This window comes from Youngimonas ophiurae (nom. illeg.), from assembly GCF_049803795.1.
GTDB lineage: Bacteria > Pseudomonadota > Alphaproteobacteria > Rhodobacterales > Rhodobacteraceae > Thalassobius.
Genome location: NZ_JBNAGJ010000003.1, coordinates 1 through 16,293 on the forward strand (window position 1 = coordinate 1; position 16,293 = coordinate 16,293).

At 63.1% G+C, this 16,293-nt stretch carries 16 protein-coding genes; 5 read left to right on the plus strand and 11 right to left on the minus strand.

What is annotated here, in order from left to right; genetic code table 11:
• Window positions 1–903 (plus strand): bifunctional methylenetetrahydrofolate dehydrogenase/methenyltetrahydrofolate cyclohydrolase FolD (gene folD, locus ACP15O_RS07705; RefSeq protein ID WP_425095488.1); only part of this gene is annotated, 903 nt, incomplete at its 5' end.
• A gap of 32 nt (window positions 904–935) precedes the next feature.
• On the opposite strand, the gene ACP15O_RS07710 is transcribed toward folD, so the two are convergent.
• Window positions 936–1,334: a DUF2306 domain-containing protein gene (locus ACP15O_RS07710; RefSeq protein WP_425095489.1), complete on the minus strand. Its 399-nt coding sequence runs from the start codon at window positions 1,332–1,334 to the stop codon at window positions 936–938.
• Between the two features lie 71 nt (window positions 1,335–1,405).
• Between ACP15O_RS07710 and ACP15O_RS07715 the strand changes: the two genes are divergently transcribed.
• The gene (locus ACP15O_RS07715) at window positions 1,406–2,197 is read left to right on the plus strand and encodes a LytTR family DNA-binding domain-containing protein (protein WP_425095490.1); all 792 of its coding nucleotides are present in this window, start codon (window positions 1,406–1,408) and stop codon (window positions 2,195–2,197) included.
• On the opposite strand, the gene ACP15O_RS07720 is transcribed toward ACP15O_RS07715, so the two are convergent.
• The gene (locus ACP15O_RS07720; RefSeq protein ID WP_425095491.1) at window positions 2,194–2,613 is read right to left on the minus strand and encodes a PaaI family thioesterase; all 420 of its coding nucleotides are present in this window, start codon (window positions 2,611–2,613) and stop codon (window positions 2,194–2,196) included. The genes ACP15O_RS07715 and ACP15O_RS07720 overlap by 4 nt on opposite strands.
• Before the next feature lie 148 nt (window positions 2,614–2,761).
• Here ACP15O_RS07720 and ACP15O_RS07725 point away from each other — a divergent pair, with 148 nt between their 5' ends.
• Window positions 2,762–3,550 carry a LytTR family DNA-binding domain-containing protein gene (locus tag ACP15O_RS07725; protein ID WP_425095492.1) on the plus strand — a complete coding sequence of 263 codons (789 nt, stop codon included), beginning with the start codon at window positions 2,762–2,764 and terminating at the stop codon, window positions 3,548–3,550.
• Between the two features lie 148 nt (window positions 3,551–3,698).
• Entirely contained in the window at window positions 3,699–4,637 is a 939-nt protein-coding gene (locus ACP15O_RS07730) for a cyclase family protein (RefSeq protein WP_425095493.1), read from the plus strand.
• 63 nt (window positions 4,638–4,700) lie between these two features.
• On the opposite strand, the gene ACP15O_RS07735 is transcribed toward ACP15O_RS07730, so the two are convergent.
• From ACP15O_RS07735 to ACP15O_RS07760, 6 genes are read right to left on the minus strand one after another with little or no spacing between them, the layout of a single operon-like run.
• The gene (locus tag ACP15O_RS07735; RefSeq protein WP_425095494.1) at window positions 4,701–5,888 is read right to left on the minus strand and encodes an acetyl-CoA C-acyltransferase; all 1,188 of its coding nucleotides are present in this window, start codon (window positions 5,886–5,888) and stop codon (window positions 4,701–4,703) included.
• On the minus strand, window positions 5,888–7,555 hold the full coding sequence (locus ACP15O_RS07740) for a long-chain-fatty-acid--CoA ligase (protein ID WP_425095495.1): 1,668 nt from the start codon (window positions 7,553–7,555) through the stop codon (window positions 5,888–5,890). Before ACP15O_RS07740 ends, ACP15O_RS07735 begins: the two co-directional genes overlap by 1 nt.
• A gap of 17 nt (window positions 7,556–7,572) precedes the next feature.
• Window positions 7,573–8,340, minus strand: coding sequence for an SDR family oxidoreductase (locus ACP15O_RS07745; RefSeq protein WP_425095496.1), 768 nt, complete (start codon window positions 8,338–8,340; stop codon window positions 7,573–7,575).
• Window positions 8,340–9,650 carry a 3-hydroxyacyl-CoA dehydrogenase family protein gene (locus ACP15O_RS07750; protein ID WP_425095497.1) on the minus strand — a complete coding sequence of 437 codons (1,311 nt, stop codon included), beginning with the start codon at window positions 9,648–9,650 and terminating at the stop codon, window positions 8,340–8,342. The genes ACP15O_RS07745 and ACP15O_RS07750 overlap by 1 nt, the downstream gene beginning before the upstream one ends.
• Window positions 9,647–10,966: an acyl-CoA dehydrogenase family protein gene (locus tag ACP15O_RS07755; protein ID WP_425095498.1), complete on the minus strand. Its 1,320-nt coding sequence runs from the start codon at window positions 10,964–10,966 to the stop codon at window positions 9,647–9,649. Before ACP15O_RS07755 ends, ACP15O_RS07750 begins: the two co-directional genes overlap by 4 nt.
• 1 nt (window position 10,967) lies before the next feature.
• The gene (locus tag ACP15O_RS07760; RefSeq protein WP_425095499.1) at window positions 10,968–11,975 is read right to left on the minus strand and encodes a phosphotransferase family protein; all 1,008 of its coding nucleotides are present in this window, start codon (window positions 11,973–11,975) and stop codon (window positions 10,968–10,970) included.
• An 81-nt stretch (window positions 11,976–12,056) separates the two neighbouring features.
• Between ACP15O_RS07760 and ACP15O_RS07765 the strand changes: the two genes are divergently transcribed.
• Window positions 12,057–12,977 carry a LysR family transcriptional regulator gene (locus ACP15O_RS07765; protein WP_425095500.1) on the plus strand — a complete coding sequence of 307 codons (921 nt, stop codon included), beginning with the start codon at window positions 12,057–12,059 and terminating at the stop codon, window positions 12,975–12,977.
• Between the two features lie 35 nt (window positions 12,978–13,012).
• On the opposite strand, the gene ACP15O_RS07770 is transcribed toward ACP15O_RS07765, so the two are convergent.
• Genes ACP15O_RS07770 through ACP15O_RS07780 form a run of 3 tightly spaced genes read right to left on the minus strand, consistent with a single transcriptional unit; the run spans window position 13,013 to window position 15,947 of the window.
• On the minus strand, window positions 13,013–14,293 hold the full coding sequence (locus tag ACP15O_RS07770) for a TRAP transporter large permease (protein ID WP_425095501.1): 1,281 nt from the start codon (window positions 14,291–14,293) through the stop codon (window positions 13,013–13,015).
• Between the two features lies 1 nt (window position 14,294).
• Window positions 14,295–14,831 carry a TRAP transporter small permease gene (locus tag ACP15O_RS07775; protein WP_425095502.1) on the minus strand — a complete coding sequence of 179 codons (537 nt, stop codon included), beginning with the start codon at window positions 14,829–14,831 and terminating at the stop codon, window positions 14,295–14,297.
• 6 nt (window positions 14,832–14,837) lie between these two features.
• Window positions 14,838–15,947, minus strand: coding sequence for a C4-dicarboxylate TRAP transporter substrate-binding protein (locus tag ACP15O_RS07780; RefSeq protein ID WP_425095503.1), 1,110 nt, complete (start codon window positions 15,945–15,947; stop codon window positions 14,838–14,840).
• Window positions 15,948–16,293: the final 346 nt, after the last annotated feature.

Below are 16,293 nucleotides of genomic sequence, written 5' to 3' on the forward strand. Positions count from 1 at the left end.
ATGACCGCAACTATCATCGACGGTAAGGCGTTTGCCTTGGATGTTCGTGGGCGCGTTGCGCAGCATGTTGCGCGGCTGAAAGAGGAAAACGCGATCACGCCGGGCCTGGCCGTGGTGCTGGTGGGCGAGGATCCTGCCAGCCAGGTTTATGTGCGCTCGAAGGGGAAAATGACCGTCGAAGTGGGCATGAATTCCTATGAGCACAAACTGCCCGCCGACACGTCCGAGGCGGATCTTCTGGCGCTGATTAACCAATTGAACACCGATTCTGAGGTACACGGGATTCTGGTGCAGCTGCCCTTGCCGGCGCATCTGAACGAGGATCTGGTGATCAACGCCATCGACCCGGCCAAGGATGTGGACGGGTTTCATATCTCGAATGTGGGGCTGCTGGGCACCGGGCAAAAGGCGATGGTGCCCTGCACGCCGCTGGGTTGCCTGATGATGCTGCGCGCGCATCATGGCAGCCTGTCGGGGCTGAACGCGGTGGTGATCGGGCGCAGCAATATCGTCGGCAAACCGATGGCGCAGCTGCTGCTGGGCGACAGCTGCACGGTGACGATCGCCCATAGCCGCACGCGCGATCTGCCCGGTGTGGTGCGGGGCGCGGACATCGTGGTGGCGGCGGTGGGCCGTCCCGAAATGGTGCCGGGCGACTGGATCAAACCGGGCGCCACGGTGATTGACGTGGGCATCAATCGGATCCCGGCTCCGGAAAAGGGCGCGGGCAAAACCCGGCTGGTGGGCGACGTGGATTTCGCCAGCTGCGCGGCGGTGGCCGGGGCGATCACCCCGGTACCCGGAGGCGTCGGCCCAATGACCATCGCCTGCCTTCTGGCCAACACCCTGACCGCCTGCTGCCGCGCCAATGGCCTGACAGAGCCAGAGGGGCTGACCGCCTGAACAGGGGCAAAAGGGCCATATCTGCGCTCGGATCAGCCTCCGAACAGGACGCTATGCATGATCCTGCCGGGCAAAACGGTGAAGGCTCCGGCCCCCAGCAAGGCCCCCCAGACCAGGCCCAGCATCGTTTTGCGGTGCCTTGAAACCCGGCGCGCACGGATGCTGTAGATCGCATGGATCAACGCGCCCAGCGTCAGGACAGATAAGGCGTGAATGGGGCTGAAGGGGCCGATCAGACGGATGTGAGCGATCCAGAATGAGGACAGGGCGACCGCCCCCATTCCGACCACCCAGGCCCAGCCCAGCGTTTTATGCAGCCCGCTGCCGCGGGGGATCAGGAAAATCGCCACGGTCAGGGGAATAAGCGCCAGGGCGATCCAGGCGTGAATTTGAATGGCGGCGGGGGCCTGGGCCAGGGGGTGAAAGCTCATCTATGCAACTCCGGTCAGTTTCTCTAGAACGAGAAGCAGCATGAGCGGCCACCCTGGCCAAGCGTGACTGCATGAACTTGCTGGGAATTGCGTGTGTGACCATGAAAAACGGCCCATTGCATTTGGCGCTTCGCCAACGGCCCGAGATCGTAACGCCTTTGGTGTTGTGGATCGCGCTTTCGGTATTAGGAGGGCTGACAGGCCCGTTCGAAACTTATGAATTGCTAAGCGGACCGGCGCGTTTGATGTATTGGGCTTGCGTGGCGGGGGTCTCGATCCTGACGGATCTGGGCTTCCGCAGGCTTCTGGCCGGGCAGGGGCTGTGGCGCAGACTGGCGGCGCGGCTGGGATTCGCCATCGTGCTGGGGGGAATGCTGCATGGGCTGAATGCTCTTGTTTTCGATGGCTGGGGCGGTCTGCGTCAGGGGCTGTGGATGATCGGCGTGGTGTGGATTGTCGCCATGATTGTCGAGGCCGTGGTGGCCCTGATCCATCACTTTCACCTGCCGGCCGTGGTGCAGACGGATGCCGCAGAGCAGCCCGCGGCGGATGCGGTTTTCCAAAAACGGCTGCCTTTAGAACGCCGCGGGGCGCTGATCCGGATCGAATCGCAGGATCACTATTTGAATGTCGTGACAGATGCGGGCGCGGCCCTGATCCTGATGCGTCTGTCGGATGCCGAGAAAGAGCTGGCCGGCTTTGCGGGGCTGCGGGTGCATCGCTCGCATTGGGTGGCGACGGGGCAGGTGCAGCAGGTGTTGCGGCGCAATGGTCAGCTGTTCTTGCGGATGCCCGATGGGGCGCAGGTGCCCGTCAGCCGGACCTATAAACCCCGTGTCGAGGCGGCCGGCCTGCGCCCCTAAACCGGCACGGGCACCATGGTGCCCTGCAAAATCGCGACCAGTTTTTCCTGCTCGCCCACACGGGCATGGACCTGAGCGGTAACGATTATCAGCTTGCGTCCGGGTTTGATCACACGGCCTGTGGCCACCAGCAGGTCGCCGGTTGCGGGGGCCAGCAGGTTTATCTTGATCTCGGCGGTCACCACTTCCTGGCCCTCGGGGATCATGGTCAGGGCCGAATATCCGGCGGCGGAATCTCCGATCGCAAAGGTCAGCGCGGCGTGGGCGTGCCCCTGCTGCTGACGTGCGCCCGGCAGAATCGGAGCTGTGATCTGAACCGATCCCTCTGACACATCCGCCAGCCGCGCGCCCAAAGTGGACATCATGGATTGGCGTTCGAAACTGTGCGAAATGCGCTGAAAAAGACTGTCTGACATGGGGCCTCCTGCCGTTAACCTATTGTTAAGAAGTTAGCCGCGCAACCGAGTGATAGGTTGCAACCCAAAGTGGGTGATGTATAAGGCCATGTAAACTAATGTTTTTGTCTGTGCTTGGTGGGTTGGTGCGGGGCAAATGAGTGCGATGTTGAGTGCTGTTTTTCGATCAGGCCGGGTGGCCTCGGTTCTGTTGGGATGGGCGTTGTTCACGATTGTTGCCGTGATAATGGGCCCGTTCAACACCTTATCCCTTATGGAAACCGGAACGCGCGTGCTGTTTTGGGGCGTCATCGTGGCGGCGGGGCTGATTGCGTCGGGCGCGATGAATCTGGTGTTCAAAAAGCTGCATACCGGCCTGACCGGCTGGCGTTGCGATCTGCTGCGCGTCTGCGGCATAACGCTGGTTCTGTCTCCGGTTTTGTATGTCTGGATTCATTTCATCATCGTGGATCCGTCGGTGATGACGCCGAATCTGTTGCGCATCAGCCTGTGCGTTGCGCTTGTCGGTTTGATCATACAGGTCAGTAAGCGGCTGTTGGTGGGCGATCAGGGGTCGGTTCAGGCGCAGGAAATGCCCGCCGCCGTGCCGTCCGTGCCCCAGGCCCCGCCGCCGCCCGCTCCGCCTGCGCCAAGGCTGATGCGCCGCCTGCCAGCCGAGGCCGAGGGCCCCGTTCTGCGTCTTTCTGCGAATAATCACTTTGTCGAGGTGGTGCTGCCGGGTGAAGCTCACCGTCTGCGGATGCGCTTTACCGATGCAATCGACGAGATGGACAGTGTTGAGGGCCACTGCGCGCACCGCTCTCATTGGGTGGCCGTGGGGGCGATCACGGATGTGCAGCGCGCGGAGGGCCGGATTTTCCTGATTCTGGCGAACGGAGATAAAATCCCCGTCAGCCGCACCTATCGTCCGGGGCTGGAGCAGGCGGGCCTGCTGTAACCTGCGCGGTGCCGGCTGGGGCGCATTTTGGGGCTTGGGCATAGAATTTGCCAATACCCGGTCATGTGGATGTTTCATTGGATGTCCGGTTCGGGCTCTTGCAAGGTGATGCAACGGGGGCATCCCCGTCCAAGGGAGGATAACAACCATGAAAAAGACACTTGCCGCGGCCGTGCTGGCCGCGATCACCCCTCTATTGTCTGCGCCCATCCAGGCCGAGCCGCGCTGGGGCCCCGAAGATCAGATCGGCGCGGCCAACCTGGTGACACAGGCCAGCGTTCTGGCGGCCTCGGGCCTGATCACCACGGGCAAGACCTATGCGCTGGGGATGATCATCGACGATAAAATCCCCGCCTATCCGCCGCGCAAGCTGGGGCTGACCATTGTCCAGCCGAACCAGATCGACAGCAAGGGCCACGGCCCCACCATGTCCAGCTATAACGATGACGTGTTCAGCGGCTGGCTGGGGATCGGCAGCCAGATTGACGGGCTGGGCCATGTGGGCCGTAGCCATGAATACTATAATGGGCACAAGGGGGCCGATTTCGCGCAGCCCGGCGGGCTGACCAAGCTGGGGGTTGAAAATATCCCCCCGATCGTGGCGCGCGGCGTGGTGCTGGATATTGCGGGCCTGAAGGGGAAGCCGGTGATGGACGCCGGTGAGGTGATCACGCCCCAGGATATTCAGGCTGCGGCTGCTGCTCAGAACGTCGAGCTGCGCGAAGGCGACGTGGTGCTGCTGCACACCGGCTGGCTGTCGCTGCTGACCGGAGAAAACACAGACCCCGCCCGCTATGGCCGTGGCGAGCCGGGCATTGATCCGGCCGCCGCCGCCTATCTGGCCGAACTGGGTGCCGTTGCCGTCGGCGCGGATACCTGGGGGGTCGAGGCGGTGCCCTTTGCCCCCGGCGCCGGCGTTTTCGAGGCGCATCAGGTTTTGCTGAAGGATCACGGCGTCTACATTCTGGAAAACATGGTGACAGAAGAGCTGGTTGCCGATGGCGTGGACGAATTTCTGTTCGTGCTGGGCGTTACCCGGTTGCGTGGGGCAGTGCAGATGATGATCAATCCCGTGGCCATCCGCTGACTGCTACACGTTGAAAGGGGGCCGCGCGGGGCCCCCTTTCTTTTTGATGTTGAGGTTTGAGTCTTAGGCCGGGAAGATCTCGAACAGGCCCGCCGCGCCCATCCCGCCAGCAATGCACATCGACACGACCCCGTATTTCGCGCCCCGGCGCTGGCCCTCGATCAGCAGGTGTCCGGCCAGTCGCGCGCCCGTCATCCCAAACGGATGCCCCACAGAAATCGAGCCGCCATTGACGTTCAGTTTCGCCGGGTCAATGCCCAGCGTGTCGGCGCAGTACAGGGCCTGGCTGGCGAAGGCCTCGTTCAGTTCCCACAGGTCGATGTCCTCCAGGCTCAGCCCGGTCTGTTTCAGCAGCTTGGGGATGGCGAAGACGGGGCCGATGCCCATCTCATCGGGTTCACACCCGGCCACGGCAAAGCCCCGCAGCGCCCCCAGGGGGGCCACACCCGCAGCGGCGGCCATGTCGGCCTCCATCACCACGCAGGCCGAGGCCCCATCCGACAGTTGCGAGGCATTCCCCGCGGTGACGAATTTGCCCGGCCCCATCACGGGGTCCAGACCGGCCAGGCTGTCCAGCGTCGTCGAAGGGCGATTGCATTCGTCACGAGTGACGGTGACAGGCTGCATGGAGACCTCTTTGGTCTCGCGGTCTTTCACGGCCATAACCGTGTCCATCGGGACGATTTCAGCATCGAACAGACCGGCCTGCTGCGCGGCGGCGGTGCGGCGCTGGCTTTCGGCGGAAAACGCGTCCTGCGCCTGGCGGGTGATGCCGTAACGCTCGGCCACAATATCCGCCGTGTCGATCATCTGCATGTAGACGGCGGGTTTGTGCTTGGCCAGCCAGGTCTCTTCCAGGTTGGATTTGTTCAGCACCGGCTGCACCAGGGAAATGCTTTCGACGCCGCCCGCCACCACGGCCCCCGCCTGGCCCAGCGTCACCGCGTTCGAGGCCATGGCGATCGCCTGAAGCCCCGAGGCGCAGAACCTGTTCACCGTTTGCGCTGCGCTGCCCACGGGCAGCCCGCCCCGGATCGCCGACTGGCGCGCGATATTCATGCCGGTGGCCGCTTCGGGGAAACCGCAGCCCAGAATCACGTCTTCGATCTGGGCGGGGTCCACGCCTGCGCGCGCGACCGCGTGTTTGATCACATGGCCGCCCATCGTGGCACCATGCGTGGCGTTCAAAGAGCCACGGAAGCTTTTGGCCAGCCCGGTGCGGGCGGTCGAGACAATAACGGCGTCTTTCATCACGCGGATTCCTTGGTTTTGGCGTTTTCGTTTTCTTGCAGCTCGCGCCACAGAACCTTGCCCGAGCCGGACTTGGGCAGCGCGTCCACGACCTCCAGTACGCGCGGCACCTTATAGGCGGCCATCTGGTCATGCGCCCATTTGGACAGCTCTTTTGCGGTCAGGCTGGCACCGGGTTTGAGCACCACAACCGCCTTCACGGTTTCCCCGCGATAATCGTCATGGGTCGAGATGATGCAGGCCTCTTCGATGGCGGGGTGATGATAGAGCTTGGCCTCTACCTCGGTTGGCCAGACCTTGTAGCCGCTGGCGTTGATCATCCGTTTGAGACGATCCACGATATATAGATACCCCTGATCGGTGACGCGCCCCAGATCGCCCGAGCGCAGGAACCGTTGGCCGTTCAACTGTATGAAGGTCTCGGCGTCGGCCTCGGGGTTGTTCCAATAGCCCAGCATGACCTGCGGGCCGGAAATCAGGATCTCGCCCACCTCGCCCGTGGGCATCGGCGACAGCGTGTCCGGATCCACGATGGCGATATCGGTGTTGAAGACCGGAATACCGCCGCATTGCGCCTGTGGCAGATGCGGAGGATTGGCCGTGGTGGGCGCGATGGTTTCCGTCATCCCGTAGCCTTCCAGAAAGGTCAGGCCGGTCATGTCCTGTAGCTTCTGCGCGATGGCCTGGGGCATGGCGATGCCGCCGCCCCACAGGACGCGCAGAGTGGCCAGGTCGTCCTCTTGCAGGTCATCGCGGTTCAGAAAGTCAATCAGCATCGTCGGCACGCAGGGCCAGGCCGAAACACCGAATTCGCGGATCAGACCCGCGGCAATGTCGCGATCCCAGCGGGGCAGGATCACGGCGGTTGCCCCGACCTCGATGGCCGAGTTCAGCCCGGCCTGAAGCCCCACCACATGGAACATCGGCGCGACGGCCAGAAACACATCGTCCCGGCGCAGATCGAACCAGTCGATCATGCAGCGCGTGGCGTGCAGCGTGGTCTGGTGCGTGTGCATACAGCCCTTGCCGCGCCCGGTTGACCCCGAGGTATAGGGCATAAGCACCAGATCTGCGGGGGCGCGATCAAAGGGGGCAGGGGCGGCGGCGGCGGTCAGCATGTCGGCCCAGGCGGTGAAGCCGTCTGGCAGCGCGGCCTTGGGCGCGGTAATCGTGTCGGGGATGCCGGCGGGGGGATCGCTGGGCAGGGCCTCGGAATAGGCGGTGACGATGACGTGATCCAGAAGGCCCGCGTCCAGCAGCGGTTGCAGCGTCTCGATCCGGTCCTGCGCGGTTAGCACGGTGCGGATGCCTGCGTTTTCAAGGATATAGTCGGTTTCCGAGGTCATGTTCATCGGGTTGATCGGCACGGCCACGCCGCCCGCCCGCACAATCCCGTACAGCGCCACCACGAATTGCGGCGAGTTTTGCAGGTAGATCGCCACGCGGTCTCCGGGGCGCACGCCGCAGACCTGTTGCAGATAACCGGCCGTGCGCTCTACCTGATCGCCCAGCTGGGCATAGGTGGTGATGCGGTTATAAAACACCAAAGCGGGTTTATCGGGTGTCGCGGCGACATTGCGGAACAGGTTGTCGTTCAGCGTCCAGTCCGCAATCGGGACATCATGGGGCCGGCCCAGGGGCCAGACCTGATGTTGCAGTCGTTCCATTTTTTCCTCCCTCAAGGTCAGGCGGTGGCACCACCATCCACGGCCAGACATTGCCCGGTGATATGGCGGGCGGCGTCACTGACCAGGAACAGGGCAGGGCCTTTGAGATCCTCCTCGCCGCCAAATCGGTGCAGCGGAATCGAGGGCAGCAGCGTCTGCTCCAGCCGCTCGATCAGCTTCTCGGACATCTTGGACGGGAAAAATCCGGGCGCAAGAGCATTCACATTGATATTGTGGCGTCCCCATTCGGTGGCCAGCGCGCGGGTGAAATTGATCATCGCCGCTTTCGAGCTGTTATAGGCAATCGTGAACATGTCACTGTCCGCCCGGTTGCCCGACAGCCCACCAATCGAGGCGACATTCAGGATCTTGCCGGTCTGGCGCGGCAGGAACGAGCTTTTCGCCACTGCCTGTGTCAGCACGAAAGGCGCGGTAATGTTCAGCGTCATCACCTTGTTCCAGCCGTCCAGCGGATGATCCTCGGTCGGAGCGGCCCAGCTGGTGCCCGCGTTATTGACCAGAATATCAAGCGGGCCGAACAGGCTATTGGCGTGATCCACGATACCGGGGATGCTGTCCAGATCGGACAGATCGCAAGCAATCGTGGCAACCCGCGCGCCCAGCGTTTCCAGATGAGTCCGGGCGGTATCCAGTTCGGGCTGTTTGCGGGCGGTCAGGATGACGGCGGCCCCTGCCTCGGCCAGGGCTTCGGCGATTTGCAGGCCCAACCCGCGCGAGCCGCCGGTAATCAGGGCCACTTGCCCTGTCAGATCGAAAAGACGCATCAGGCTGTCTCCTGCAAGGATGCGGGCAGTTTCCAGGCCGTGTCGGCCCGGTTGCTGAGCTGGCCATACCAGCCCGCCAGGTCCAGAACGGCGCGGGGGCCCAGGGTTTCGGCCAACCGGATCGGGCCGCCCAAAGCCGCCGGAAATCCGTAGCCCGTGGTATAAACCACGTCCACGTCACTGCCCCGCAGCGCCCGCCCTTCGGCCACCAGCGCCAGGGATTCCACCATCAGGGCGGTGATCACGCGGCCGACGATTTCCTCGGCGGTGATTGTGCGGCGGGTCAGGCCCAATTCGCGGCTGACCCGCAAGATCAGCGCGCGGCTGTCCTCGTAGCTGCGTCCGCGCGGGGTGGCGTCGTCATACAGATACCAGCCCCGCCCGGTTTTCTGCCCATGATAGCCGGCCTCGCACAGGGCGTCGCCCACGCGGGGCTGTGGCGGCGGGGTGGCCCGCTGAGCCCGCTGCTTGCGCACGCCCCAGGGGATGTCATTGCCCACCATGTCCAGCGCGCGGAAGGGGCCGATGGCCATGCCCCATGCCTCAAGCGCTTCATCGACGTCCTGCGGCCAGGCGCCTTCCTCGACCAGATACATGGCCTCTTGGTGGACCCGGTCGAACAGCCGGTTGCCGATGAACCCGTCGCCGTTGGCCGCGATCACCGCGCGTTTGCGCAGCTTCTGCGCCAGGGCCATCGTCAGCGCCAGAATGGCCGGATCGGTGGTGTCTGCCGGGATGACCTCTAGCAGAGGGTTCACCTGCGCAGGCATGAAAAAATGGGTGCCCAGGAACCGCGCGGGCCGGTCCAGAGACCGGGCAATCGCATCGACATCCAGCGTCGAGGTATTCGAGGTGATCAGCGCGTCCTCAGACACGGTGCGTTCGATCTGGGCCATGACCTGCTGTTTGAGAGACAGGATTTCCGGCACGGCCTCGACCACCAGATCGCAGCCGGCAAAGGCGCTGATCGCGTCGGCAAAGGTAAATCGCGCCATTTGTGCGGCTGCGGTGTCGGGGTCCATCCGGCCTTTGGCGACGGCGCGATCGGTCAGCGATTGCAGATGCTGGCGGGCGGTGTCCAAGGCGGCCCGCGCCGGATCCACCACCGTGACCCGGTGGCCGGTCTGGGCAAAGGCCATCGCAATGCCGCGCCCCATGGCCCCCGCACCCAGAACGCCCACAGAGGTGATCTGGGCGGGGTCTGCGTGCGGGATGTCCGGAACCTGACCGGCGATTTCGGCGGACCGCGCCAGATAGGGGGCGGCCCCCTCTAGCGCGGTGATGTTTTGCAGACGGGCCTGAAGGCTCATTCCGCGGCCTCGGCGGTTTGCAGGGCCGCAACCGCCGCCGCCACGCCGGGGCGCATGTCGGTTTCGGAGGCGCGATCGGGCGCGGTATAGTAGCGGTGCGAATCCATCGGGCCTTTCTGTGCGGCCTTCACCAATGAGCGCCCCAGCGAGCGCAGGTGTACCTCGTCCGGGCCATCGGCCAGACGCAGGCAGCGCGCCATGGTCCACAGATCGGGCAGCGGGGTGTCGGGCGTCACGCCCATGCCACCGAAAATCTGGATGGCGCGGTCAATGACCTTGCCCTGAATTTCCGGCACCACGACCTTGATCATGGCGATCTCATTCCGTGCCTCTTTGGCGCCGACATTGTCGATCATCCAGGCGGCTTTCAGCACCAGCAGGCGGGCCTGTTCGATCTCGCAGCGGCTGCGGGCGATCATCTCCATCACCACGCCCTGTTCGTGCAGGTATTTGCCAAAGGTTTTGCGCTCCAGCGAGCGTTCGACCATCAGCTCCAGCGCCAGTTCGGCCTGCCCCAGCGAGCGCATCATGTGGTGGATACGGCCCGGCCCCAGACGCGCCTGCGCCAGCGCAAAGCCCGACCCTTCGGTGCCCAGCAGGTTCTCGGCAGGCACGCGCACGTCTTTATACAAGACCTCGCAGTGGCTCTCATAGCTGTGATGGTTCATCACGGGGATGTTGCGGGTGATGGTGATGCCGGGGGTGTCCATCGGCACCAGAATCATCGACTGCTGCTTGTGGCGGTCGGCGTCCGGGTCGGTTTTGCCCATCACGATGCACAGTTTGCAATTGGGCGAGGCCGCCCCGGTGGTGAACCACTTGCGCCCGTTGATCACGTATTCATCGCCGTCACGTCGGATCAGGGTCTGCACGTTGGTCGCATCGGACGAGGCCACATCCGGTTCGGTCATGCCAAAGCACGAGCGGATCTCGCCGTTCAGCAGGGGTTTGAGCCACTTTTCCTTCTGCGCGGGCGTGCCGAACATGTGTAGGATTTCCATGTTGCCGGTGTCCGGCGCCGAGCAGTTGAACACCTCGGAGGCCCAGGGCAGGCGGCCCATGATTTCCGCCAGCGGGGCATAATCCAGGTTGGACATGCGGGTGCCGGGCTCGTCATCTTTCAGCGCGGGCAGGAACATGTTCCACAGGCCTTCGGATTTGGCCAGCGCCTTGAGATCGTTCATAAAAGACAGCGTGTAGGTGCCGTTATGCTGCTCGGCCATAAAGTCCTTGTGGCGCGGGATGACATGGTCTTCCATGAAGTTGCGAACGCGGGCCTGCATCTCCAGGCTTTTTTCAGAAAAGGTGAATTCCATATCAGTCTCCTGCAAGGTCTAGTCCGTGCCGGGCCCAGACCCGGCTCAGGTGGTCGATGCCCTCGGCGCTGCCCACACCCTTGGCCGCGCGGGCGACGATGCCCTCGAAAATCACGGCAAGGCGGAAATAGGCGAAGGCGGTGTAGAAGGGGCTGCTATCCAGCGGCAGCCCCCGGTTTTCGAAATAGCGCGCGGCATAGGCGGCGCGGCTGGGAATGCCCAAGGCATCCAGATCGCGATCGCCCAGGCCGTGATATTCCTCGGCCAGATTTGTCCAGGGCATCAGGTTATAGCCCAGGTCCGACAGCGGATGGCCCAGGGTGGACAGTTCCCAATCCAGCACGCCCAGAACCTCGGGTTTGGTGGGGTGGATGATCAGGTTGCCCAGGCGATAATCGCCATGCACCAGCGTGGTTTCATCATCGCTGGGTTTGTTGTCGGCCAGCCAGGCGGCCAGTTGCGGGATCTCTTCGATCTCGCGGGTTTTGCCGGCCTCGTATTGCTTGGTCCAGCGGGCGATCTGGCGGTCGAAAAAGCCGCCCTGACGGCCGTAATCGGACAGGCCCACCGCCTGAATATCCACCGCGTGCAGCTGCGCCAGCGTGTCATTCATCGATTCGTAGATGGCACCCCGGTCGGCAGGGCTAAGGCCGGGCAGGCTGTTGTCGTGGAACACGCGGCCGTCCAGCCGCTCCATGATGTAAAACGGAGTGCCGATGATCTCGCGGTTTTCGCAATAATGCGGGGTGGCGGGGACAGGGACGCCAGTGCTCGCCAGCGCGTTGATCACCCGGAATTCGCGGTCAATCGCATGGGCCGAGGGCAGCAGTTCACCAGGTGGTTGCTTGCGCAGCACATAGCGCGCGCCGCCGAAATCCATGAAATATGTGGGGTTCGAATGCCCGCCCGCGATCTGCTCTAATGTGACAGGCCCGCTGCCCGGCAGCACGCTCGACAGATAGTCCGCCAGCCGGTTCTGATCGAAGGGCAGGGATGGTGTGTTCGTCATTGTTTTTGCCTCCCTGTTGACAGATGGCACATCCTGAATTCATAAGAAAATGAATTACCGGGATATATCGGCATAGATGAAATGAATATATCACGCACAGACCTGAACCTCTTCGTCGTCTTCGAGGCGATCTATTCCCAGGGCGGCGTTACCCGCGCCGCCGAGACGCTGCATCTGACGCAGCCGACGATCTCCCATGCCTTGGGGCGGCTGCGCGACCGGGTGGGCGATCCTTTGTTCGTGCGGCACGGGCAGCGGCTGGTGCCGACCCCTTTGGCGCAGAAAATGATCGGTCCGACGCGCGAGGCGCTGAAGCTGTTCGAACGCACCCTGGGTGAGCTGGACGGGTTCGACCCTGAAACCGCCGAGATGCATTTTTCCATCGGGATGCGCTCGCTGATGGAGAACAGCTTTTTCCTGCCGCTGGTCATGCTTTTGAACACGACAGCGCCCAAGGTGACCGTGGCTTCGGCCCCGCTGGACAGGCGCCGGATCGAGGCAGAGCTGTCCTCGGGGGAGCTGAACGCCGCGATTGACGTGTTCCTGCCGCTGGGCGCGGATATTCACCGCGAGCATCTGTTGTCCTCGCCCTCGGTTGTGGTGGCGCGGCGGGGGCATCCGCTGGTGGATGGGGGCGTGACGCTGCGCGATTATCTGGCGCTGGATCATATCATCGTCACCTCTCGGGCGAAGGGCGCCGGCCCCGAGGACATCGCCCTGTCCCGCGACAGCGAAACCCGGCGGGTGGTGGCGCGTTGCCAGCAGATCAATACGGCGATGCGGGCGGTGGCGTCCTCGGATCTGGTGCTGACCATGGCCGAAAGCTTTGCCCGGCGGGCGAACGTGTGGTTCGACAATCAGATCGTGCCGGTTCCGTTCGAGTCCCCCCGGATCGACGCCTATCTGTACTGGCATTCGAATGCAGATGCGGACCCCGCCAACCGCTGGCTGCGCAGCACGATCAAAAGCTGCGTCGCCGAGGGCGAATGGGCGGGGCCCTGAGGCGTCCTGAGTGAAGGGCTCAGAACGCCATTGGTTTAGAACAGCGCGTGGGTGGCCAGCATCCCCACCACCAGCAGCAGGTCCGCCGCCAGGAAGGGCAGGATTCCGGCAAAGATCTGTTCGAGCTTGACGAAATCCTTGGCCACCGAATGGATGACGAACACGTTTAACCCCACAGGTGGCGTGATCATCCCGATCTCCAGCAGTTTGGCCAGCAGGATGCCGAACCAGATGACATCTACCCCATGGCTGTGGATCAGCGGCAGGAACAGCGGCAGGGTCAGCAGCATCGCGCCGATGGGTTCCAGGAACATGCCCAGGGCCAGATAGATCAGCGTGATCAGGATCAGGATACCCAGAACGCCCAGGCCCAGCCCCTCGATTCCGGTGCCGATCCAGCGCGACAGGCCCGACAGCGCCACCAGACGGGTGAACAGGTTGGCCCCGATGGCGATCATGAACAAGGATCCCGAGGACAGCAGCGTATCCACGCAGCTTTCGCTGAACAGTTTCCACGTCAGGGTTTTGCGCGCAATGCCGATAAGGATAGCAATGACGGCCCCGACGGCTCCGGCCTCGGTTGCGGTGAACAGGCCGGAAAACAGTCCGCCAAAGACCACCACGATCATCAGCAGCACGGGCCAGACCTCGCGCAGGCCGTCCATGCGTTCCTCCCAACTGGAGGGCGCGGCACGGGGCAGGCGCTCGGGGGCCAGCACATAGCTGATCAGCACGGCGGCGATATACAGCCCCAGCGAGATGACCCCGACGATCAGCCCGCCCATGAACAGCTTGGTGATCGACACTTCGGCCTGAATCCCGAACAGGATCAGCAGGATCGAGGGCGGGATCAGCGCACCAATCGTGCCCCCCGCCGCAACCGATCCGGTGGCGATGCGAATGTCATAGCCCTGGCGGTGCATTTCCGGCACGGCGATCCGGCCAATGGCGGCCGAACAGGCGATGGACGATCCGGTCACGGCGGCAAAGCCCCCCGCACCCGCCAATGAGGCAATCGCCAGCCCGCCGGGCATCCAGCCCAGCCAGGCGCGCGCGCCCTCGAACATGCCGCGCGTCAGGCCCGAATGATAGGCCACATAGCCCATCAACAGGAACATCGGCACCGAAGACAGCGTCCAGCTGGCGGCAAAGTTATAGGGCACGGTGGACAGCATCGACATGGCCGGGCGCTCGCCCACGATGGCCCAGATGCCCACGAATGAAACGAACACCAGCGCCACCGCAATCGGCACACGCAGCATGATCAGCCCCAGAACGCCGACAACGGCGAGGATACCAATAGTCATCGGATCCATGTTAGTTATCCTTCTCGATGGGGTCTGTGATGATGGCGGTATCGGCCGGCGCATCGCGGAACTTCCCGCTAAGCAGTTCGATCAGGCGCAGGGCGACGACAATGGCCATCAGCCCGAAACAGAACGGCAGAATCCAGGTGCCCGGCCAGGTGTAGAAATCCATCGCACCGGCCTCGACATAGGCGCCGCGTTTGGTTTGGTGCAGGGCTTCCTTGCCGGTTCCCCAGGCCAGAAGACAATAGACAATCAGCGACAGGGCAAAGCCCAGGGCATAGATCACCCCATGGGTTTTTCTGGGCATCATATCGGTGAAAATCGAAGCTTCGACATGGCGGCGCTGGAGCTCGGCATAGGCGATGGGCAGAAAGCTGACCGCCAGCATGTAATACTTCGAGACGATCTCGGCGGTGGCGGGAAACCCGGCCCCCAAGAGATTACGCATCGCCACGTCGATCACGATCTGAAGCGCCATCAGGATGAGGATGGCGCTTCCGACCCATTTCGTCGTGGCCGCAATGAAACGGTCCGCGAAATGCATGGGGTGTTACTGACCGTATGTTGCGAAGTCGATCTTGGACCAGATCTCTTGGTTGCGCAGTTCGGCCAGTTCCGCATCGGTGCTGACGTTCTGAACCAGACCGGACCATTTGGCCAGCAGGGCCTCGTAGCGGGCGATCTTGGCGGCGGCATCGGTGACGCCGCGGCTTTCCAGCGTTGCAGCGGCCTGGGCCAGATGCGCGGCACGGAATTCAGCCGATTTGGCCTTCATCGCGTCATCGGGGGTGATGAACTCGATCCCCTGCTTTTCACCAGCGGCGCGGGCTTCGTTGGTGGTGTCGATCCAGCTTTGGACACCGATGGTTTGTGCGTATTGCGCGGCATGGGCCAGGGCGGCACGGTCTTCGGCGCTCATGCGGGTCCACAGGATGGACGAGGCATTGGTCATCGCGGCGGCGTTAAACACGCCCTGATCGATCAGCGTCACGGCCTTGACCACATCATACAGCTGCGCGTTCTTCAGATCGGCAACCGAGGAATAAGTGGCGTTGATCACCCCCGAGGACAGGCCCTCGAACAGCTCGGACGAGGGCATCTGCACGGGCTCGGCGCCCAGAGATTCCACGAAACGGGTAAAGACCGACCCGGCGGTGCGGATGCGGATGCCCTTCATATCGTCCAGGCTGCGGATCGGCACGGTGGACAGGAACTGATAGTTGGTGGTCGCATCCGAGCCCAGAAACACATGCCCATTGGCCGCAAATTCCGCCTGGCAGGCGTCACAGGTGGCGATGTATTCGGTCACGGCCGAGGAAATGGCGCGGTTGTCCGTGCCCAGGATCGACAGCTCGCCCACGATGCCCGATTCCGGGTAGTCCGCTGCGAAATAGGGCAGGATGATCGGGCCCATGTCCGAGATGCCATCGCGCAGGCCGGTGTTCATCTCGTTCGGTGCCAGCAGCCCCGAGGGCGTGTCATAGCCGGTCCAGCGGCCTTCGGTGAATTCTTCCAGCTTCTTGAACAGCATCGGATAGCCATCGGTGGCCAGCACATGGCTGGGCCCGAAAGACGAGGTGGCGCGGATTTCCTCGGCGGTGGCGGGCAGCGCAACCGAGGCGCAGACGGCGACCGAGGTCAGAAAATGTTTCAGGTTCATGTGTACCTCCCTAAGGCAACTAATGTTGTTGGCCTGAAATTTGCGTGCAGCTATCCGGGCCGTGACGCGCAGGTCACAGCGGAGGAGTCGGCGTCGCGGGCGCAGTGCTTCGGGCCATTCATCCGGGCAGGGCGTGGCCTGCGGTCAGGGTCCTCCTTTTGACCGAACCGGACAGAAGGGATAATACATAAGGCTGATCAATTTTAAATTAGTGTTCGTATGAATTCTGTGCATGAGTGGTTATGGGCGCTGTCAATGGGGGCGGGTGCAGCGTTCATCCCGTGGACAAGCGATTCAGCCGCTGCCGCACAACAGAAACAGGCCGCCCAGACAGGCAGCCAGCAGG